Raw genomic sequence first — 15653 nt, forward strand, 5'->3', positions numbered from 1 at the left:
GGCAATGATGCGCACCCGCCGCCCTCCTGCAAAACGCTCAAGCAACAAGCCACCATCGCAATCCGGCATGGCAGCTTGCTACCATCGGTGCCCCATGAAACTCGACCCCGTCTCCCTGCGCCTCTTTGTGGCCGTGATGGAAGAAAACACCATCGCCGCTGCCGCCGCGCGCGAGCACCTGGCCGCATCGGCCGTGAGCCGCCGCCTGGCCGACCTGGAAGACGCGTTGCAGGTAGCACTGTTCACCCGCAGCAACAAGGGCACGGAGCCCACCGCCGCCGCGTTTGCACTGCTGAACCTGGCGCGTGGCGTGCTGAACGACCTGGACGGCATCGCCACGCAGATGCGCGAGTACGGCACCGGCGTGCGCGGCCATGTGCGCGTGGTGGCCAACATCTCGGCCATCACACAGTTCCTGCCGGCCGAGCTGCAGAGTTTTCTGGCGCAACACCCTCAGGTGGATGTGCGGCTGCAGGAACAGATCAGCAGCGCCATTGCCCACTCAGTGGCCGAGAACGCAGCCGACGTGGGCATCTTGAACGAAGGCCACTACGGCGAGCGAGTGACGCTGCTGCCCTACCGCACGGACGAGCTGGTGCTGGCGGTGCCCACGGGCCATGCGCTGGCGCGGCGCAAGTCCGTGCGACTGGCCGACGCACTGACTTACGACTTTGTGGGCGCCCACCCCAACAGCGCCATCAACAACCAGCTCACCCGCGCCGCAGCCGAGGCGGGACTGCCGCTGCGCCTGCGCATGCAGGTGACCAGTTACGACGCGCTATGCCTCATGGTCAACGCCGGGCTGGGCGTCGGGGTGATGCCGCGCGGCAGCGCGCGGCTGTACCAGGGCGCGTTGCAGATCCGCACCGTCACCCTGAACGAGCCCTGGGCCCACCGCCGCCTGTCGCTGTGCGTGCGGTCGGAAGAATCCCTCTCCACCGTAGCCCGGCTGCTGGTGGATCACCTGCGCAGCCCCCCGCCCTCCGCACCATGACCCAGCCTTCCGCCCCCCTGCAGTGGGATGTGTTCTGCCGCGTGATCGACAACTTTGGCGACATTGGCGTGTGCTGGCGCCTGGTGGCGCAGCTGGCCGCGCTGGGCCACCGCGTGCGGCTGTGGGTGGACGACGCCTCGGCTCTGGAGTGGATGGCGCCCACAGGCTGCCCAGGTGTAGAGCTGCGCGCCTGGGGCTCGCCACCGCCCGGCCCCGGAGAGCCACCGCCCGATGTGATGTTGGAGGCGTTCGGTTGTGATATTGCTCCTGAATTCATAGCTTATAGCGCATACCAGTCAGGCGCTAGAGGCCAAAAATACCCAAAACCGGTCTGGATCAACCTGGAATACCTGTCGGCCGAAAGCTATGTGGAGCGCCATCACAAGCTCTCCTCGCTCCTCTCGTCCGGCCCCGCTGCGAGCTGGACCCGCTGGTTCTTCTACCCCGGCTTCACCCCCGGCACGGGTGGGCTGCTGCGCGAGCCCGGCCTGATGGCACGGCGCGAGGCCTTTGACCGCAGCGCCTGGCGCGCCGAGCACGCCTCGGCATTCGGCCTAGGCAATGGCGGCCCAGAGCAGCGCTGGGTTTCGCTGTTCTGCTACGAACCTGCCGCCCTACCTGAACTGCTGCGCCACAGCCAGGCGCAGCCCACGCAGTTGCTCGTCACACCGGGCCGCCCCACCGCCGCCGTGCGGGCAGCGCTGGCGAAGGATGGCGTCAAAAATTCGAGCCCAATGGGCCACCAGCCCTTATGTGACAAGCGCGAGCAGCTATCCATTTCATACCTTCCCCACCGGCCCCAGCCTGCCTTCGACGAGATGCTGTGGGCCTGCGACTTCAACGCCGTGCGCGGCGAGGACTCGCTGGTGCGGGCGCTGTGGGCAGGCCAGGCCTTTGTCTGGCACATCTACCCGCAGCACGACAACGCCCACCACGACAAGCTCTGGGCCTTTTTGGACTGGCTGCAGGCGCCGCCTTCGCTGCGGCAGTTCCACGCCACCTGGAACGGGCTGGACAGCGCGCCGCTGCCATGGCCCGACGACAACACCCTGGCCGAGTGGACCGCATGCGCCCAGGCAGCCCGTGCGCGCCTACTGACACAGGACAACCTTGTGACGCAACTTTTGGGCTTTGTCACCGAAAAACGGTAAAATCCGAGGCTTTGCGCAAATCAGGTGCGGCATGTCAGTGCCCACGCCCCGCGCACTTTCGCCGCAGAACATGCACCGGCGCGCAAACCAAGTGGTTTGTCAGCCCGCGCGTTGAGCGGCCCCAACCCAAGCAACTTGCTATGAAAATCGCTCAAGAAATCCGCGCCGGCAACGTCATCATGCACGGCAAGGACCCCATGGTGGTCCTGAAGACCGAATACGCCCGCGGCGGCCGCGGTGCCGCCACCGTGCGCATGAAGCTCAAGAGCCTGATCGGCAACTTCGGCACCGAAAACGTGTTCAAGGCCGACGACAAGATCGACAACGTGATCCTGGACAAGAAGGAGTGCACCTACTCCTACTTCGCCGACCCCATGTATGTCTGCATGGACACCGAGTTCAACCAGTACGAAGTCGAAGCCGAGAACATGGGCGACGCACTGAACTACCTGGAAGACGGCATGTCCCTGGAAGTGGTGTTCTACGACGGCAAGGCCATCTCGGTCGAACTGCCCACCAGCGTCGAGCGCGAAATCACCTGGACCGAGCCCGCCGTCAAGGGCGACACGTCCGGCAAGGTGCTCAAGCCCGCCAAGATCGCTACCGGCTTTGAAGTGCCCGTGCCCCTGTTCGTCTCGCAAGGCGACAAGATCGAAATCGACACCCGCACCGGCGAATACCGCAAGCGCGTGTAATTTCCCCTCCCGTGCAGTTCTCCCTCGCGGGAGAACACCCATAAAAAAGGCTTCCCTCGGGAAGCCTTTTTATTGATTTTGGCCGTCAGCGCTTATTCATAAAGCGCTTTAAGCTATCGATTACATAGCAATCAAATAGGCTGTGCCACCAGGTCGTGCCCCTGCACTCCCACGATGCGCGCCTTGGTGAACTCGCCCACCTTCATGGTCTTGCTGATCTTCTCGGGCGGCAGCAGCTGCACGGTGCCGTCGATCTCGGGCGCATCGGCATACGTGCGGCCCACGCCGCCCTTGCGACCCAGGCCGGGGGCAGAATCCACCAGCACCTGCATGGTGGCGCCCACGCGGCGCTGCAGCTTGGCAATCGACACCTCTTCGGCCACCGCCATGAAGCGGGCGCGGCGCTCTTCGCGCACTTCCATCGGCAGCATGCCGGGCAGCTCGTTGGCGGCAGCACCGGTCACATCGCTGTAAGCGAAACAACCTGCGCGGTCGATCTGGGCCTCGCGCACAAAGTCCAGCAGGTGCTGGAACTCTTCCTCTGTTTCACCCGGAAAGCCCGCAATGAAGGTGCTGCGAATCACCAACTCGGGGCAAGCCTCGCGCCAGCGCTGAATGCGCTCCAGGTTGCGCTCACCGCTGGCGGGGCGCTTCATGCGCTTGAGCACATCGGGGTGGCTGTGCTGGAAGGGCACATCCAGGTACGGCAGCACGCGGCCCGTAGCCATGAGCGGGATCACCTCGTCCACGCTCGGGTACGGGTACACATAGTGCAGGCGCACCCAGGCGCCGTAGGGCTCGGCAATCTCGCCCAGCGTCTGCACCAGCTCCAGCATCCGGGTCTTGACCGGCTTGCCGTCCCAGAAGCCGGTCCGGTACTTCACGTCCACGCCATAGGCAGACGTGTCCTGGCTGATCACCAGCAACTCCTTCACGCCGCCCGCGAACAAGGCCTTGGCCTCGCTCAGCACGTCGCCGATGGGCCGCGACACCAGGTCGCCACGCATCGACGGAATGATGCAGAAGGTGCACCGGTGGTTGCAGCCCTCGCTGATCTTGAGATAGGCGTAATGTTTGGGCGTGAGCTTGATACCCGCAATACCAAAGCCGCCGGGCACCAGGTCCACAAACGGGTCGTGCGGTTTAGGCAGGTTCAGGTGGACGGCGTCCATCACCTCCTGCGTGGCATGCGGGCCGGTCACGGCCAGCACGCTGGGGTGCATCTGCCGCACCATGTTGCCACCATCGTCGCCCGCGCGGGCGCCCAGGCAGCCTGTGACGATGACCTTGCCGTTTTCGGCCAATGCCTCGCCAATGGTGTCCAGGCTTTCTTTCACAGCATCGTCAATGAAGCCGCAGGTGTTGACGATGACCAGGTCCGCACCCTGGAAGGTCTTGGAGGTCTCGTAACCCTCGGCGCTCAGTTGCGTGAGGATCAGTTCGGAATCGGTCAGCGCCTTGGGACAGCCAAGGCTGACAAATCCGACTTTAGGTGTTTTGGTGGGGGCAATTGCTTCGCTCATATCCCCGTATTGTCCCAGTTCCGGCGGTGAGCGGGTGGGGCTGCCGATTCATCGCAACGTTTGCAGCTTCCCGCAACCAGCGAACAAGGCGCAACTCAAGCCAGCGGCCGCCACGCAATGGTCGCCCCGCCGTGCTGGCGCCCCCTTGGGGAAAGGCGCCGCAGGCAGCTCAGGGCGTCATCTCTTCAAGCCAAAAGCGCCCAGCATCTGCTCCGTCTGCTTTTGCATCTGCTCCTGCATTTGCGTGAGCATGGACTGCGACTGTTCCACGTAGTTGCCCATCATGCCCTTGAGCATGGGCGACTGCAGGTTCATGAACTGCGCCCACATCTCCGGTGTCACGCTTTGCGACTGCTCGGCCAGCTTGGTCTGCACGTCTGTGAAGGCCTGCACGTTCTTCTCCAGATACGCGCCCATGAACCCCTGCATGGCATGGCCATAGAACCGGATGATGTTGGCCAGCACCGCCTCGGTGAACATGGGCGCACCGCCAGCTTCTTCTTCCAGAATGATCTGCAGCAGGATGCTGCGCGTGAGGTCTTCGCCCGTCTTGGCGTCGCGCACCACCACGTTCTGGTGATCCATCACCAGCTGGCGCACCTCGGCCAGCGTGATGTAGGTGGAGGTGTCTGTGTCATACAGACGGCGGTTGGGGTACTTCTTGATGACACGCTGGGCTGATTTAGACGCAGCGGTTTTCGGTTCGGACACAACGAACTCCTCGGGCTCAAAACCCATGTATTGCAGTGCAGCACATTCTAGGGAGACTGCCGTGCCGCAGCGGCAAAGGAATACCCTGATGATGCGAGGCGGCCGAGTGTCGCGCGAGTGACTGATATGCCAGGCACTGTATGTCGTGCGGCCGCTTGCAAAACACCCCAACAGCCTTTGATGAGACGAAAGAGAAGCGGAAACAAAAAAGCCACCTTGCGGTGGCTTGCTGTGTGAACACCGTAGCGGTGTTGTTACCAAGTTTTTTTCAGATCTGAAAGCTGGTTCCTTTCAGAGAAAAACTTGGTAGGCGCGATTGGACTCGAACCAACGACCCCCACCATGTCAAGGTGGTGCTCTAACCAGCTGAGCTACGCGCCTGTCGTTATCAAGACCACGATTATAGCCATAAAAATCAGCCTTTCAGACGCTGCACACGACAATTCATACAACGCACCAAGGTGCGGACCCACGGGCGCTGCCCGCCTGCTTCTCAGCGGCGGCGAGCAGAACGAACGCCCTGGACCCCTGCCACGATGCCCAGCACCTTGTTCAGACGGCCGGAATCCGACACCTCTACCGTGAAAGTCATCCACGCCGTGCCTTTGACGGACTGAGTCTGCACACCGATCACATTGGTCTTCTCACGCGCAAAGACTTCCGAGATGTCGCGCAGCAGGCCTTGGCGGTCGGCGGCCTCCACCGCGACGTCCACTGGGTACACAGCCGTGGATGCCGACGGCTTGGGCACGCCCCACTCCACATCGATCACGCGCTCGGCATTGCGTGCCGCCATCTCACGGAAGTTGCTGCAGTCGGCACGGTGCACGCTCACGCCCTTGCCGCGCGTGACAAAGCCACGGATGGTGTCAGGCGGCGCGGGCTTGCAGCACTTGGCCAGCTGCGTCATCAGCGAGTCGATGCCCACCACCAGCACACCGCCCTTGGGAGCCGCGTCGTTGGTGCGCGCTTTCTTGAGCAACAGGTAGTCGTCGGGCTGCAGCACAGGCTCGGGCGGGCGCAGCACCGTTTCGATGTTGCGCAGCGAGAACTCATCCTTGCCCACCACTTCAAACAGCGCGTCGGCTGACTTGAAGCCCAACTGCACCGCCAGATCATCGAGCTTGATGGCGGTCTTGCCCTCGCGTTGCAGCAGCTTCTCGACCGCCTCGCGCCCCCGCGCCACGGTCTCGTGCGTCGCCTGGGCGTTGAACCAGGCCCGCACCTTGGCCTTGGCTCGGTTGCTGGTGAGATAGCCCAGCTCGGCATTGAGCCAGTCGCGCGAGGGGCGCCCTTCCTTGACCGTGGAGATTTCGACCGTCTGCCCGTTCTGCAACGGTGTATTGAGCGGCACCATCGCACCATCGACCTTGGCGCCCCGGCAGCGGTGGCCCAGGCTGGTGTGCACCGAGTAGGCAAAGTCCACCGGGGTCGCCCCTTGGGGCAGCTCCACCACGGCAGCATCGGGCGTCAGCACATAGATGCGGTCCTCAAACAGGCCCCGGTTGGGCAACGCGCCAGCCAGGTCCCTCTCCCACGCCAGCAGTTGGCGCAGCACGGCGATCTTGGCGTCGTATTCCCCCGTGGCGGACACACCGGCATAACCTTTGGCGCCGGCCTCCTTGTACGCCCAGTGGGCCGCCACGCCATGCTCGGCGTGTTCGTGCATCGCATGGGTACGGATCTGGATCTCGATGGGCTTACCGTTGTCGTCACGCACGATGGTGTGCAGCGACTGATAGCCGTTGGGCTTGGGCTTGGCGATGTAGTCGTCAAACTCCTCAACAATGGGTTTGAACTGCTCGTGCACCCAGCTCAGGGCGGCATAGCAGTCCTTCACCGTGGGTACCACCACACGCAGCGCACGAATGTCGAACACCTGGTCAAAGTTGAGCGACTTGCCACGCATCTTCTTGACGATGCTGTAGATGTGCTTGGGGCGCCCCTGCACGCTGGCGCTGATGCTGCGCGCACGCAGGTCAGATTCGAGCCTCGCGCGCAGCTGCTCCATGTACACCTCGCGCTCACCCCGCTTTTCGTCCAGCAGGCGGGCCACTTCCTTGTAGGTGTCGGGCTCCAGGAAGCGGAAGGACAGGTCCTCCAGCTCCCACTTCACCTGCCAGATGCCCAGGCGATTGGCCAGCGGTGCAAACACCTGCAGCGACTCGCGCGCCAGGCTGGGCGACACGGGGCGTTTGCTGGCCGCGTGAAACCGCAGCGTCTGCAAGCGCGAGGCTAACCGCAGCATCACCACACGCAGGTCGCGCGAGAACGCCAGCAGCATCTTGCGCACGTTCTCCGTCTGCACGGCTGGGTCGTCCAGCGGCGCAGCCGCGCGAGCCTGCTGCTGCACGCGCATCAGCTTGGTGGTCTCCACCGCCAGCGCCGCAAAGTTGGCGCCAAAGGCCTTGGCAATCACCTCTTCGGGCTTGTTCAGATGGATGCAGGCATGCACCAGATAGCTGGCGGCCTGCATGGCCTCGGAGCCGCCAATGCCCTTGAGGATGGCGGCCACGGCATCGGCGTGGGCCAGCGTGTTCTCACCGGAGTCGAGCGTTTCGCCCGCCATCAGGGGTTCGGCAAACGCGCGCGCGCGAACCAGTGCGTTCACCTGCTCCGGCAGGGTGTGTGCTGTGGCGGCGATGAGCTGGGGGACGGCGTCGGTCTGGGGGATGAGGGACGCTGGTGCAGGGGGGTTGGTTTTCATCCGGCCACAGCGCCTTCTGCCGCCAACAGGAAATCAGTGACTGCGGCCACCTGGTCAGGCGTCACCAGCGTGGGTGCATGGCCCACGCCTTCAAACTCCGCCACACGGGCACGGGGCCCGCGCTGCGCCATCGCCTGCGACGTCTCGCGCGAGAGCAGGTCGGATTGCGCACCGCGCAACAACAGCGTTTGCGCCGCGATGTGGTCATACAGCTGCCACAGCGCCGCCTCGCCCGCCGCAGCAGCCTCTTGCGTCAGCGTCTTGAAAGGCACGGCAATCGCCGGGTCGTAGTGCAGCGCGAGGCAGCCTCCGGCGGACTGCGGCAGCTCGCGCACCATGGCGCGCGACAGGTCCAGCCACTGGGCGGGCGTGTGGGGACCAAAGCTGGTGGAGATGGCCCACATGGCATCCGCTGCCTGCTGCAACGAGCCAAACCGTGCCGGCTGCCCCAGATACTGCCCGATGCGTTGCAGCGCCTGCCACTGGATGACAGGCCCCACATCATTGAGCACCAGTCGGCGCACAGGCACTGGCAAAGGCAGGCCCTGCTGGCCGGTGATGCCCATGCCGATGAGCCCGCCCATGCTCGTGCCCACCCAGTCCAGCGTGGTGATGGGGGCTTGCTGGTGCAACTGCGCCAGCAATGCCAGCATATCCGCCGCGTATTGGGGAATCTGGTAGCCCATGGGGTCGGCCAGCCAGTCGCTGCGGCCTCGGCCCACCACGTCGGGGCAGACCACCCGTGCATGCTGGCTCAGCAAGCGGGCCAACGTATCAAAATCTCGCCCCTGGCGCGACAGGCCATGCACACAGACAATGACATGCGGATGCGCCGGGTTGCCCGTGGCATTCCACTCCCAGTACGCCATGCGGTGCTGCTGTGCGGGAGCGGGCGCGCGGTCTGGAGTCTCCGGCGAGGCCGCAGGGCCTGGGCACAGTACGTAGTTCAGCGTAGGTTCAATCATGGGTGCGAAATCCGGGAGCAGCGCAAGATAATGCCGTGGTCGTTGGCACCCATTGCTTACCCTTGAGTGCCGACTTTTTCTTGCGTTGCATCGTAATTCATTCGGAGAGACTCCCATGCTGAAAGGCAAAACCGCCCTCGTCACCGGCTCCACCAGCGGCATTGGTCTTGGCATCGCCAAGGCCCTGGCGCGCCAGGGTGCCAACATCGTGCTCAACGGCTTTGGCGATGTGGACGCCCCCCGCGCCGAAGTGCTGGCAGCCGGTGAAGCCGCTGGTGCCCAGGTGGCTTACCACGGCGCCGACATGAGCCGTGCGGCCGACATCGAAGACATGATGAAGTACAGCGCCAGCCAGTTCGGGCGCGTGGACATCTTGGTCAATAACGCGGGCATCCAGCACGTGGCCAACGTCGAGAACTTCCCCGTCGAGCGCTGGGACTCCATCATCGCCATCAACCTGACCAGCGCCTTCCACACCTCGCGCCTGGCCCTGCCCGCCATGAAAAACGCCAACTGGGGCCGCATCATCAATGTGGCCTCGGTACACGGTCTGGTGGGATCGGCGCAAAAGTCCGCTTACGTGGCCGCCAAGCACGGCATCGTGGGCCTGACCAAGGTCACCGCACTGGAAAACGCCACCACCGGCGTGACCTGCAACGCCATCTGCCCCGGCTGGGTGCTGACGCCGCTGGTGCAAAAGCAGGTGGACGCCAAGGCGGCCGAACACGGCATCTCGAACGAAGAAGCCAAGAAGCTGCTGCTGGGCGAAAAAGAGCCATCCATGCAGTTCACCACCCCCGAAGAGCTGGGCGAGCTGGCAGTGTTCTTCTGCTCTCCCGCCGCCAACAACGTGCGTGGCGTGGCGTGGAACATGGACGGGGGCTGGGCTGCGCAGTAAGCCTGCGCTGAGCAATCGCTCTGCTTTTGATAGCTGCCAACGCTTATTGCACTAGCGCTTGCAGCCATTTTTACCTCAAACGGGGCACACCCAGCGACTCAGGGGGTTCAGGGGCCTCAGCGCATCTGCACCGAGCCCGACACGTTCACCGTGACCTGGGCCTTGCCCGCTTCCACGGGCACGGCAGAGTCCGAGAACGACGCCATCTTGGCTTCGGCCGCCATCATGCGGGGCCGGGGGCCGGGCGACATTTCATTGCTGTTCACGGCCACTTCGCGCAGGCTGTAGTTGGCAAACCCGAAGCCCTTGGCCAGCTCGGCCGCACGGGCCTTGAACTGCTCGATGGCCTGCGTCTGGGCCTCGGACTCCACCTTGGCTCGGGCCTCGCGCGATAGGCCAAACGCGATCTGGCTAATCGCCAAGGTCTGAATCTTGCCGGCGGTGGCGGTGATGCGCGCAAAGTCGCGCCCCTCCAGCACCAGTTCGGCCCTGCCCTGCCAGCCGTTGATCTTGCCGTCCTTGCCGTAGCGCGGGTACAGCCCGAACGGGCCGGTGCGTACATCCAGCTGGCCGGGCTGTGCATTGCGCTTGGCCTCCACCAGCGCGGCGTCCAGTGCTTGCTTGAGCTGGGTCTGCACGGTGGCAGCATCGGCGGCCTCCTTGCTGGTGGCAAGATTGAGCACCAGCAGGTCTTGCTGCACCTCGACGGTGCCTGTGGCCGACAGCTGCACCACATTGCGCAGCTCTGTCGTTGGTGCATTTTGGGCAAAAGCGGCGCTTGCGCAGGCAATCAATGCACTGACAGCTATCAATTTGGTAGTGTTTTTCATCATCACGCAGTCCTTGTCATCTGAGCACGTCCTGGTTGCCAGGGGTGCGGGGCACCACCTTAACCGCAGTGCGCTACGCCCTTGACAAAGCCATGTCGCACGAGGTGCGAAGCTGGGCAAAACTTGTAACAGTTGGTCAAACCCGGCCTCCAAACCCGAACTTCGGCGTTCCAACTGGTCAGAATTGGCTCTGTTACAAATTGGACTTGAGATCAACATGGCCACAACACCCAACCGCACCGACAAAGTTCTGGTAGTGGACGACGACGCTCGCATCCGCGATCTGCTGCGCCGCTACCTCACCCAAGAGGGCTTTGAAGTCATGGTTGCCGAAGACGGCAAGGCCCTGAATCGCCTGCTGCTGCGCGAGACGGTGGACATCATCGTGCTGGATCTGATGATGCCCGGCGAAGACGGTTTGTCGATCTGCCGCCGCCTGCGCGCCGCCAACGACCGCACTCCCATCATCATGCTCACCGCCAAGGGCGAGGACGTGGACCGCATCGTGGGCCTGGAGGTGGGCGCCGACGACTACCTGGGCAAGCCCTTCAACCCCCGCGAGCTGCTCGCCCGTATCCACGCCGTGCTGCGCCGCCGCCCCGCGCAAGAAGCGCCAGGCGCGCCCTCAGGCGACAACGAGGTGGTCACCTTCGGCCCCTTCACTTTCGACCTGGGCACACGCGCACTGCAGCGCAACGGCGAAGAGCTGCCCCTGACCACGGGCGAATTCGCCATGCTCAAGGCCCTGGTGCGCCACCCGCGCCAGCCGCTGTCGCGCGAAAAGCTGGCCCTGCTGGCACGCGGCCGCGAGTTCGAGCCCTTCGACCGCAGCCTGGACGTGCAGGTGTCGCGCCTGCGCAAGCTGGTAGAAGTGGACGCCGCCGCGCCCCGCTACATCCAGACCGTGTGGGGCGTGGGCTACGTGTTTGTGCCGGACGGAACGAGCTGATAGTTCATGGCCAACACCGAGGGCAAGCCAAGATCTTCGTACCGCAAGTCTGTCACCGCCCCCTCCGACGCCACCAGCCCGGCCCCGCTGGAGGCCATTCGGCGGGCGCGGGAACAGCGTGCGCGCGTCGGTCTGAACCTTTTCTGGCGCACGTTCTTTCTGCTGGCGCTGCTGCTGGTGGGCAGCATCCTGGCGTGGCTGCAGACCCTGCGCGCGCTGGAGTTTGAACCGCGCACGCTGCAAACAGCGCAGCAAATTGCATCGCTGGTCAACCTGAGCCGCGCGGCGCTGGTGCACTCCGACGCCATCGCGCGGGTGTCGCTGATCAAGACCATGGCCGACCAGGAGGGGGTGCGCATCCTGCCGCGCGAGCCCAAGGACAAGTACGCGCTGCTCGACCCAACCGCCTTGGGCAACCGCCTGACCGACGAGCTGACCATGCGCCTGGGCCCCGACACCATCGTGGCGCAAAGCGTGAACGGGGAAAACGGCCTGTGGGTCGGCTTCAACATCAACGGCGACCCCAACTGGCTGTTGATGGATCGCTCACGCTTCAGCCCGGCAGGGGGACGCACCTGGCTGATCTGGCTGATCACGGCGGCAGCGCTGTCGCTGGCCGGTGCTGCAGCCATTGCGCGGCTGATCAACCGCCCGCTCAAGCAGCTGTCGTATGCGGCCAACCGCGTCAAAGACGGTGACTTTGCCGCCAGCCACCTGGACGAAGAGGTGGTGACCAGCGAAATCCGCGAGGTGAACATCGGCTTCAACCGCATGGCCCAAAAGCTGGCCAAGCTGGAACAGGACCGCGCCGTGATGCTGGCGGGCATTTCGCACGACCTGCGCACGCCCCTGGCGCGCCTGCGGCTGGAAACCGAGATGAGCGTGACCGACGAAGTGGCCCGCGAGCACATGGTGGCCGACATCGTGCAGCTCGATGCCACCATCGACAAGTTCCTGGACTACGCGCGGCCCGACCATGTGACGCTCACGCCCGTGAACCTGCATGCGGTGGTGTCGTCGTGTGTGTACGCGGTGCAGGACCACCGCGAGCTGCAGATCACGATGTCAGTGCCCGAAGACCTGAATGTGCTGGCCGATGAGGTGGAACTGGCCCGGGTGATCTCCAACCTGCTGGAGAACGCCAGGCGCTACGGCAAGAACGAAGACACGGGCATCACCAACGTGGACATTGCCGCCAAAAGCCGCGAAAACTGGGTGCTGATCAAGCTGCGCGACCACGGCGCTGGCGTGCCGCCCGAACAGCTGTCCAACCTCACCAAGCCGTTCTTCCGGGGCGACTCGGCGCGCACGGCAGCGGCGGGTGCGGGCCTGGGGCTGTCGATTGTGGACAAGACGGTGCAGCGCATGGGCGGCATCTTTGCGCTGGCCAACTCCAGCACCGGCGGCCTGGTGGCCCACCTGCAACTGCAGCGTGCCACCAGCTTGCCCGAAGGGGTGGACCCCAAGCAGCGCTTGCAGCGGCCATCCGTCAAGCGCCAGTTGCCCAGGCGCCGGGCAGAAGACCGGCTGGCCTGACCCTCTGCCCGGCCCCAAACACAAAGCCCTCTCTGGAGGGCTTTGTGTTTTCCCGGTTGCGAGGCCGCTGGACTGCAGCGGTCCCACACGGCCCGGATTCAGCGCACCATGCAAGGCGACTTGTTGTTGAACTTCCAGCCGGGGATCAGGTACTGCATGGCGATGGCGTCGTCGCGCGCACCCAGGCCGTGCTCCAGATACAGGCGGTGAGCGCGCTCGACCTCGTCCATGTCCAGATCCACGCCCAGGCCGGGCTTCCTGGACAGCTCGATGAAGCCGTTTTTGATCTGGAACGGCTGCTTCGTCAGGCGCTCGCCGTCCTGCCAGATCCAGTGCGTGTCGATGGCGGTTACGCGGCCTGGGGCGGCGGCACCCACGTGGGTGAACATGGCCAGCGAGACGTCAAAGTGGTTGTTGGAGTGCGAGCCCCAAGTCAGGCCGAAGGCCTGGCACATTTGCGCCACGCGCACCGACCCGGCCATGGTCCAGAAGTGCGGGTCGGCCAGCGGGATGTCCACCGACTGCAGGGCCAGGCTGTGCGCCATTTCGCGCCAGTCGGTGGCGACCATGTTGGTGGCGGTGGGCAAGCCCGTGGCGCGGCGGAACTCGGCCATCACCTCGCGGCCCGAGAACACGCCTTCGGCGCCGCAGGGGTCTTCGGCATAGGCCATCACGCCGTGCAGGTCGCGCGTGATGCGGATGGCGTCCTTGAGCAGCCAGCCGCCGTTGGGGTCCAGCGTCACGCGCGCCTCCGGGAAGCGCTCGTGCAGAGCGCGAATCGCCTCGACCTCTTCCTCGCCACGCAGCACGCCGCCCTTGAGCTTGAAGTCGGCAAAGCCGTAGCGCTCGTACGCGGCCTCGGCCAGGCGCACGATGCCATCGGCGGTCATGGCCTTCTCGTTGCGCAGGCGGAACCAGTCGTTGTCGGCACCGGGCTCGGTGCGGTAGGCCAGGTCGGTCTTGGCGCGGTCGCCCACGTAGAACAAATAGCCCAGCATCTGCACCGCTTCGCGCTGCACTCCGTCGCCCAGCAGCGCGGCCACGGGCACATTCAGGTGCTGGCCCAGCAGGTCGAGGAAGGCCGACTCCACCGCCGTCACCGCATGGATGGTGATGCGCAGGTCGAAGGTCTGCAGGCCACGACCGCCCGCATCGCGGTCGGCGAACTGGGCACGCATGGCGTTGAGCACGGCGTTGTGGTGGCCCACGGGCTGACCCACGATGAGCGGTCGCGCATCTTCGATGGTCTGGCGGATCCTCTCGCCGCCGGGCACCTCACCCACACCGGTATTGCCCGCGCTGTCACGCAGGATGAGCAGATTGCGCGTGAAGAACGGACCGTGCGCGCCGCTCAGGTTCATGAGCATGCTGTCGTGGCCCGCCACAGGCACCACACGCAGCTCGGTGATGACGGGGGTGCTGGTGGCAGAAGGATTGGAAGAGTTGGTCATGGTGGTCAGAAAACGAGGATGAGGCGCGCCCCGGCGCCTCGTGGCAGGGCTCAATCAGCGGTGATTTTTCGGGTCTCGATCACGGTCTTCCAACGGGCGAATTCGCGCGCTTGGTAGGCGGTGAAGGCTTCGGGCGTGCTGCCAACAATCTCCAGGCCCTGGTCCAGCATGCGCTTTTTCACGGCAGGGTCGTTGATGGCTGCGATAGCGGCGTCAGCCAGCTTCTTCTTGATCGCTGGCGGCAGGCCCTTGGGTGCGGCCATGCCCTGCCACGAATACACCTCGGCGCCAGCCACGCCCGCTTCGGCCAGCGTGGGTACATCCGGCAGCACAGGGCTGCGCTTGTCGCCGGTGACGGCAATCGCGTGCAGCTTGCCCGCACGGATGTGCTGCAACACGGCATTCACGTTCTGGAACGAGAACTCCACCTGCCCGCCCAGCAAGTCGTTGATGGCTGGCGCGCCGCCTTTGTAGGGGATGTGCAAACCTTCGGTGCCGCTCTGCTGCCAGAACACTTCGGCAGAGAGATGGTCTGACGAACCATTGCCCGAGCTCGCGAAGCTCACCTTGCCAGGGTTGGCCTTGAGCTGGGCGATCACCTCCTTCACAGTACGCGCCTTCTGGCCAGGGGCGGCCACCAGCACGTTGGGCGCCTGCACGGGCACGGTGATGTAGTCGAAGTCCTTGAGTGCGTCATACGGCACGCTCTTGAGCAGGTGCGGTGCCACGACGAACGCCCCCAAAGACGACACCAGCAGCGTATAGCCGTCCGGCGCTGCACGCTTGACTGCGCCCGCGCCCAGCGTGCCCGTGGCACCTGGGCGGTTGTCCACCACGAAGTTCTGACCCAGCTTGTCGCCCATGTGCAGGGCCATGGCGCGGGCCACCATGTCGGTGGAACCACCTGCAGGGAACGGGACGACGATGGTCACGGGTTTTTCGGGCCAGGCGGCGGCGGGCGCGCCCGTCTGGGCTGATGCGGCAAAGGCCAGGCTACAGGCGCTGGCAACGAGCAGCAATTTCTTGGCAAGGAACATGGGTGTGTCTCCGAAGGTGGTGGTTGATGGCCCTCTTCGGGGCCTCGGGTGTGGATGCGGGTGAAGGGATAAGGAAGCCGCGCTTACTGCGGCCCGAGCTTGTCGATCAACGCCTTGAGCTCTTCCATCTCATGGGGCTTCAGGTCCACCAGCGGCGCACGCACCGGCCCACCGTCATGGCCCACGATGCGGGCACCCGCCTTGAT

13 protein-coding genes, 1 tRNA gene and 1 pseudogene are annotated in these 15653 nt (G+C 64.6%); 6 read left to right on the forward strand and 9 right to left on the reverse strand.

Annotated features, from left to right (window positions below; genetic code table 11):
- Nucleotides 1-94 precede the first annotated feature (94 nt).
- The 3 genes from OIN59_RS10225 (at nucleotide 95) to efp (ending at nucleotide 2840) form a co-directional block, all read left to right on the forward strand.
- A complete protein-coding gene (locus OIN59_RS10225) occupies nucleotides 95-994 on the forward strand; it encodes a LysR family transcriptional regulator (RefSeq protein ID WP_274109844.1) in 900 nt (299 codons plus the stop codon).
- On the forward strand, nucleotides 991-2145 hold the full coding sequence (gene earP / locus OIN59_RS10230) for an elongation factor P maturation arginine rhamnosyltransferase EarP (RefSeq protein WP_274109846.1): 1155 nt from the start codon (nucleotides 991-993) through the stop codon (nucleotides 2143-2145). The genes OIN59_RS10225 and earP overlap by 4 nt, the downstream gene beginning before the upstream one ends.
- A gap of 140 nt (nucleotides 2146-2285) precedes the next feature.
- Complete coding sequence (gene efp, locus OIN59_RS10235) at nucleotides 2286-2840, forward strand: elongation factor P (protein WP_057223504.1); 555 nt, start codon at nucleotides 2286-2288, stop codon at nucleotides 2838-2840.
- A 131-nt stretch (nucleotides 2841-2971) separates the two neighbouring features.
- On the opposite strand, the gene rimO is transcribed toward efp, so the two are convergent.
- The 5 genes from rimO to OIN59_RS10260 form a co-directional block, all read right to left on the reverse strand.
- Nucleotides 2972-4363, reverse strand: coding sequence for a 30S ribosomal protein S12 methylthiotransferase RimO (rimO, locus tag OIN59_RS10240; RefSeq protein WP_274109850.1), 1392 nt, complete (start codon nucleotides 4361-4363; stop codon nucleotides 2972-2974).
- A 177-nt stretch (nucleotides 4364-4540) separates the two neighbouring features.
- Complete coding sequence (phaR, locus tag OIN59_RS10245) at nucleotides 4541-5101, reverse strand: polyhydroxyalkanoate synthesis repressor PhaR (RefSeq protein WP_274109852.1); 561 nt, start codon at nucleotides 5099-5101, stop codon at nucleotides 4541-4543.
- Nucleotides 5102-5378: 277 nt separating this feature from the next.
- Nucleotides 5379-5455: transfer RNA gene (locus tag OIN59_RS10250), tRNA-Val, on the reverse strand.
- Between the two features lie 112 nt (nucleotides 5456-5567).
- Nucleotides 5568-7781 carry a RelA/SpoT family protein gene (locus OIN59_RS10255; RefSeq protein ID WP_274109854.1) on the reverse strand — a complete coding sequence of 738 codons (2214 nt, stop codon included), beginning with the start codon at nucleotides 7779-7781 and terminating at the stop codon, nucleotides 5568-5570.
- A complete protein-coding gene (locus tag OIN59_RS10260; RefSeq protein WP_274109856.1) occupies nucleotides 7778-8746 on the reverse strand; it encodes an alpha/beta fold hydrolase in 969 nt (322 codons plus the stop codon). Before OIN59_RS10260 ends, OIN59_RS10255 begins: the two co-directional genes overlap by 4 nt.
- Before the next feature lie 115 nt (nucleotides 8747-8861).
- Here OIN59_RS10260 and OIN59_RS10265 point away from each other — a divergent pair, with 115 nt between their 5' ends.
- Nucleotides 8862-9644, forward strand: coding sequence for a 3-hydroxybutyrate dehydrogenase (locus OIN59_RS10265; RefSeq protein WP_274109858.1), 783 nt, complete (start codon nucleotides 8862-8864; stop codon nucleotides 9642-9644).
- 116 nt (nucleotides 9645-9760) lie between these two features.
- Here OIN59_RS10265 and OIN59_RS10270 read toward each other — a convergent pair whose 3' ends face one another.
- Nucleotides 9761-10474 carry an SIMPL domain-containing protein gene (locus OIN59_RS10270; RefSeq protein WP_274109859.1) on the reverse strand — a complete coding sequence of 238 codons (714 nt, stop codon included), beginning with the start codon at nucleotides 10472-10474 and terminating at the stop codon, nucleotides 9761-9763.
- Between the two features lie 217 nt (nucleotides 10475-10691).
- Between OIN59_RS10270 and ompR the strand changes: the two genes are divergently transcribed.
- Nucleotides 10692-11423 (forward strand): osmolarity response regulator transcription factor OmpR, encoded by a 732-nt coding sequence (gene ompR / locus OIN59_RS10275; RefSeq protein WP_015014739.1) that lies wholly within the window; start codon nucleotides 10692-10694, stop codon nucleotides 11421-11423.
- Between the two features lie 6 nt (nucleotides 11424-11429).
- Nucleotides 11430-12959 carry a sensor histidine kinase gene (locus OIN59_RS10280; RefSeq protein WP_274109864.1) on the forward strand — a complete coding sequence of 510 codons (1530 nt, stop codon included), beginning with the start codon at nucleotides 11430-11432 and terminating at the stop codon, nucleotides 12957-12959.
- Between the two features lie 98 nt (nucleotides 12960-13057).
- Here OIN59_RS10280 and gudD read toward each other — a convergent pair whose 3' ends face one another.
- From gudD to OIN59_RS10295, 3 genes and pseudogenes are all read right to left on the reverse strand, one after another.
- Entirely contained in the window at nucleotides 13058-14410 is a 1353-nt protein-coding gene (gudD, locus tag OIN59_RS10285; RefSeq protein ID WP_274109866.1) for a glucarate dehydratase, read from the reverse strand.
- Between the two features lie 50 nt (nucleotides 14411-14460).
- Nucleotides 14461-15447 (reverse strand): Bug family tripartite tricarboxylate transporter substrate binding protein, encoded by a 987-nt coding sequence (locus OIN59_RS10290; RefSeq protein ID WP_274109868.1) that lies wholly within the window; start codon nucleotides 15445-15447, stop codon nucleotides 14461-14463.
- An 83-nt stretch (nucleotides 15448-15530) separates the two neighbouring features.
- Nucleotides 15531-15653, reverse strand: a pseudogene (locus OIN59_RS10295) (5-dehydro-4-deoxyglucarate dehydratase); the annotation flags it as partial.

Source organism: Acidovorax benzenivorans, assembly GCF_028680575.1.
Taxonomy (GTDB): domain Bacteria; phylum Pseudomonadota; class Gammaproteobacteria; order Burkholderiales; family Burkholderiaceae_C; genus Acidovorax; species Acidovorax benzenivorans.

Excerpts from the sequence above, each read along its gene's own strand:
- OIN59_RS10225 (WP_274109844.1), top strand. The coding sequence starts at position 95 with ATGAAACTCGACCCCGTCTCCCTGCGCCTCTTTGTGGCCGTGATGGAA.
- earP (WP_274109846.1), top strand. The coding sequence starts at position 991 with ATGACCCAGCCTTCCGCCCCCCTGCAGTGGGATGTGTTCTGCCGCGTG.
- efp (WP_057223504.1), top strand. The coding sequence starts at position 2,286 with ATGAAAATCGCTCAAGAAATCCGCGCCGGCAACGTCATCATGCACGGC.
- rimO (WP_274109850.1), bottom strand. The coding sequence starts at position 4,363 with ATGAGCGAAGCAATTGCCCCCACCAAAACACCTAAAGTCGGATTTGTC.
- phaR (WP_274109852.1), bottom strand. The coding sequence starts at position 5,101 with ATGGGTTTTGAGCCCGAGGAGTTCGTTGTGTCCGAACCGAAAACCGCT.
- OIN59_RS10255 (WP_274109854.1), bottom strand. The coding sequence starts at position 7,781 with ATGAAAACCAACCCCCCTGCACCAGCGTCCCTCATCCCCCAGACCGAC.
- OIN59_RS10260 (WP_274109856.1), bottom strand. The coding sequence starts at position 8,746 with ATGATTGAACCTACGCTGAACTACGTACTGTGCCCAGGCCCTGCGGCC.
- OIN59_RS10265 (WP_274109858.1), top strand. The coding sequence starts at position 8,862 with ATGCTGAAAGGCAAAACCGCCCTCGTCACCGGCTCCACCAGCGGCATT.
- OIN59_RS10270 (WP_274109859.1), bottom strand. The coding sequence starts at position 10,474 with ATGAAAAACACTACCAAATTGATAGCTGTCAGTGCATTGATTGCCTGC.
- ompR (WP_015014739.1), top strand. The coding sequence starts at position 10,692 with ATGGCCACAACACCCAACCGCACCGACAAAGTTCTGGTAGTGGACGAC.
- OIN59_RS10280 (WP_274109864.1), top strand. The coding sequence starts at position 11,430 with ATGGCCAACACCGAGGGCAAGCCAAGATCTTCGTACCGCAAGTCTGTC.
- gudD (WP_274109866.1), bottom strand. The coding sequence starts at position 14,410 with ATGACCAACTCTTCCAATCCTTCTGCCACCAGCACCCCCGTCATCACC.
- OIN59_RS10290 (WP_274109868.1), bottom strand. The coding sequence starts at position 15,447 with ATGTTCCTTGCCAAGAAATTGCTGCTCGTTGCCAGCGCCTGTAGCCTG.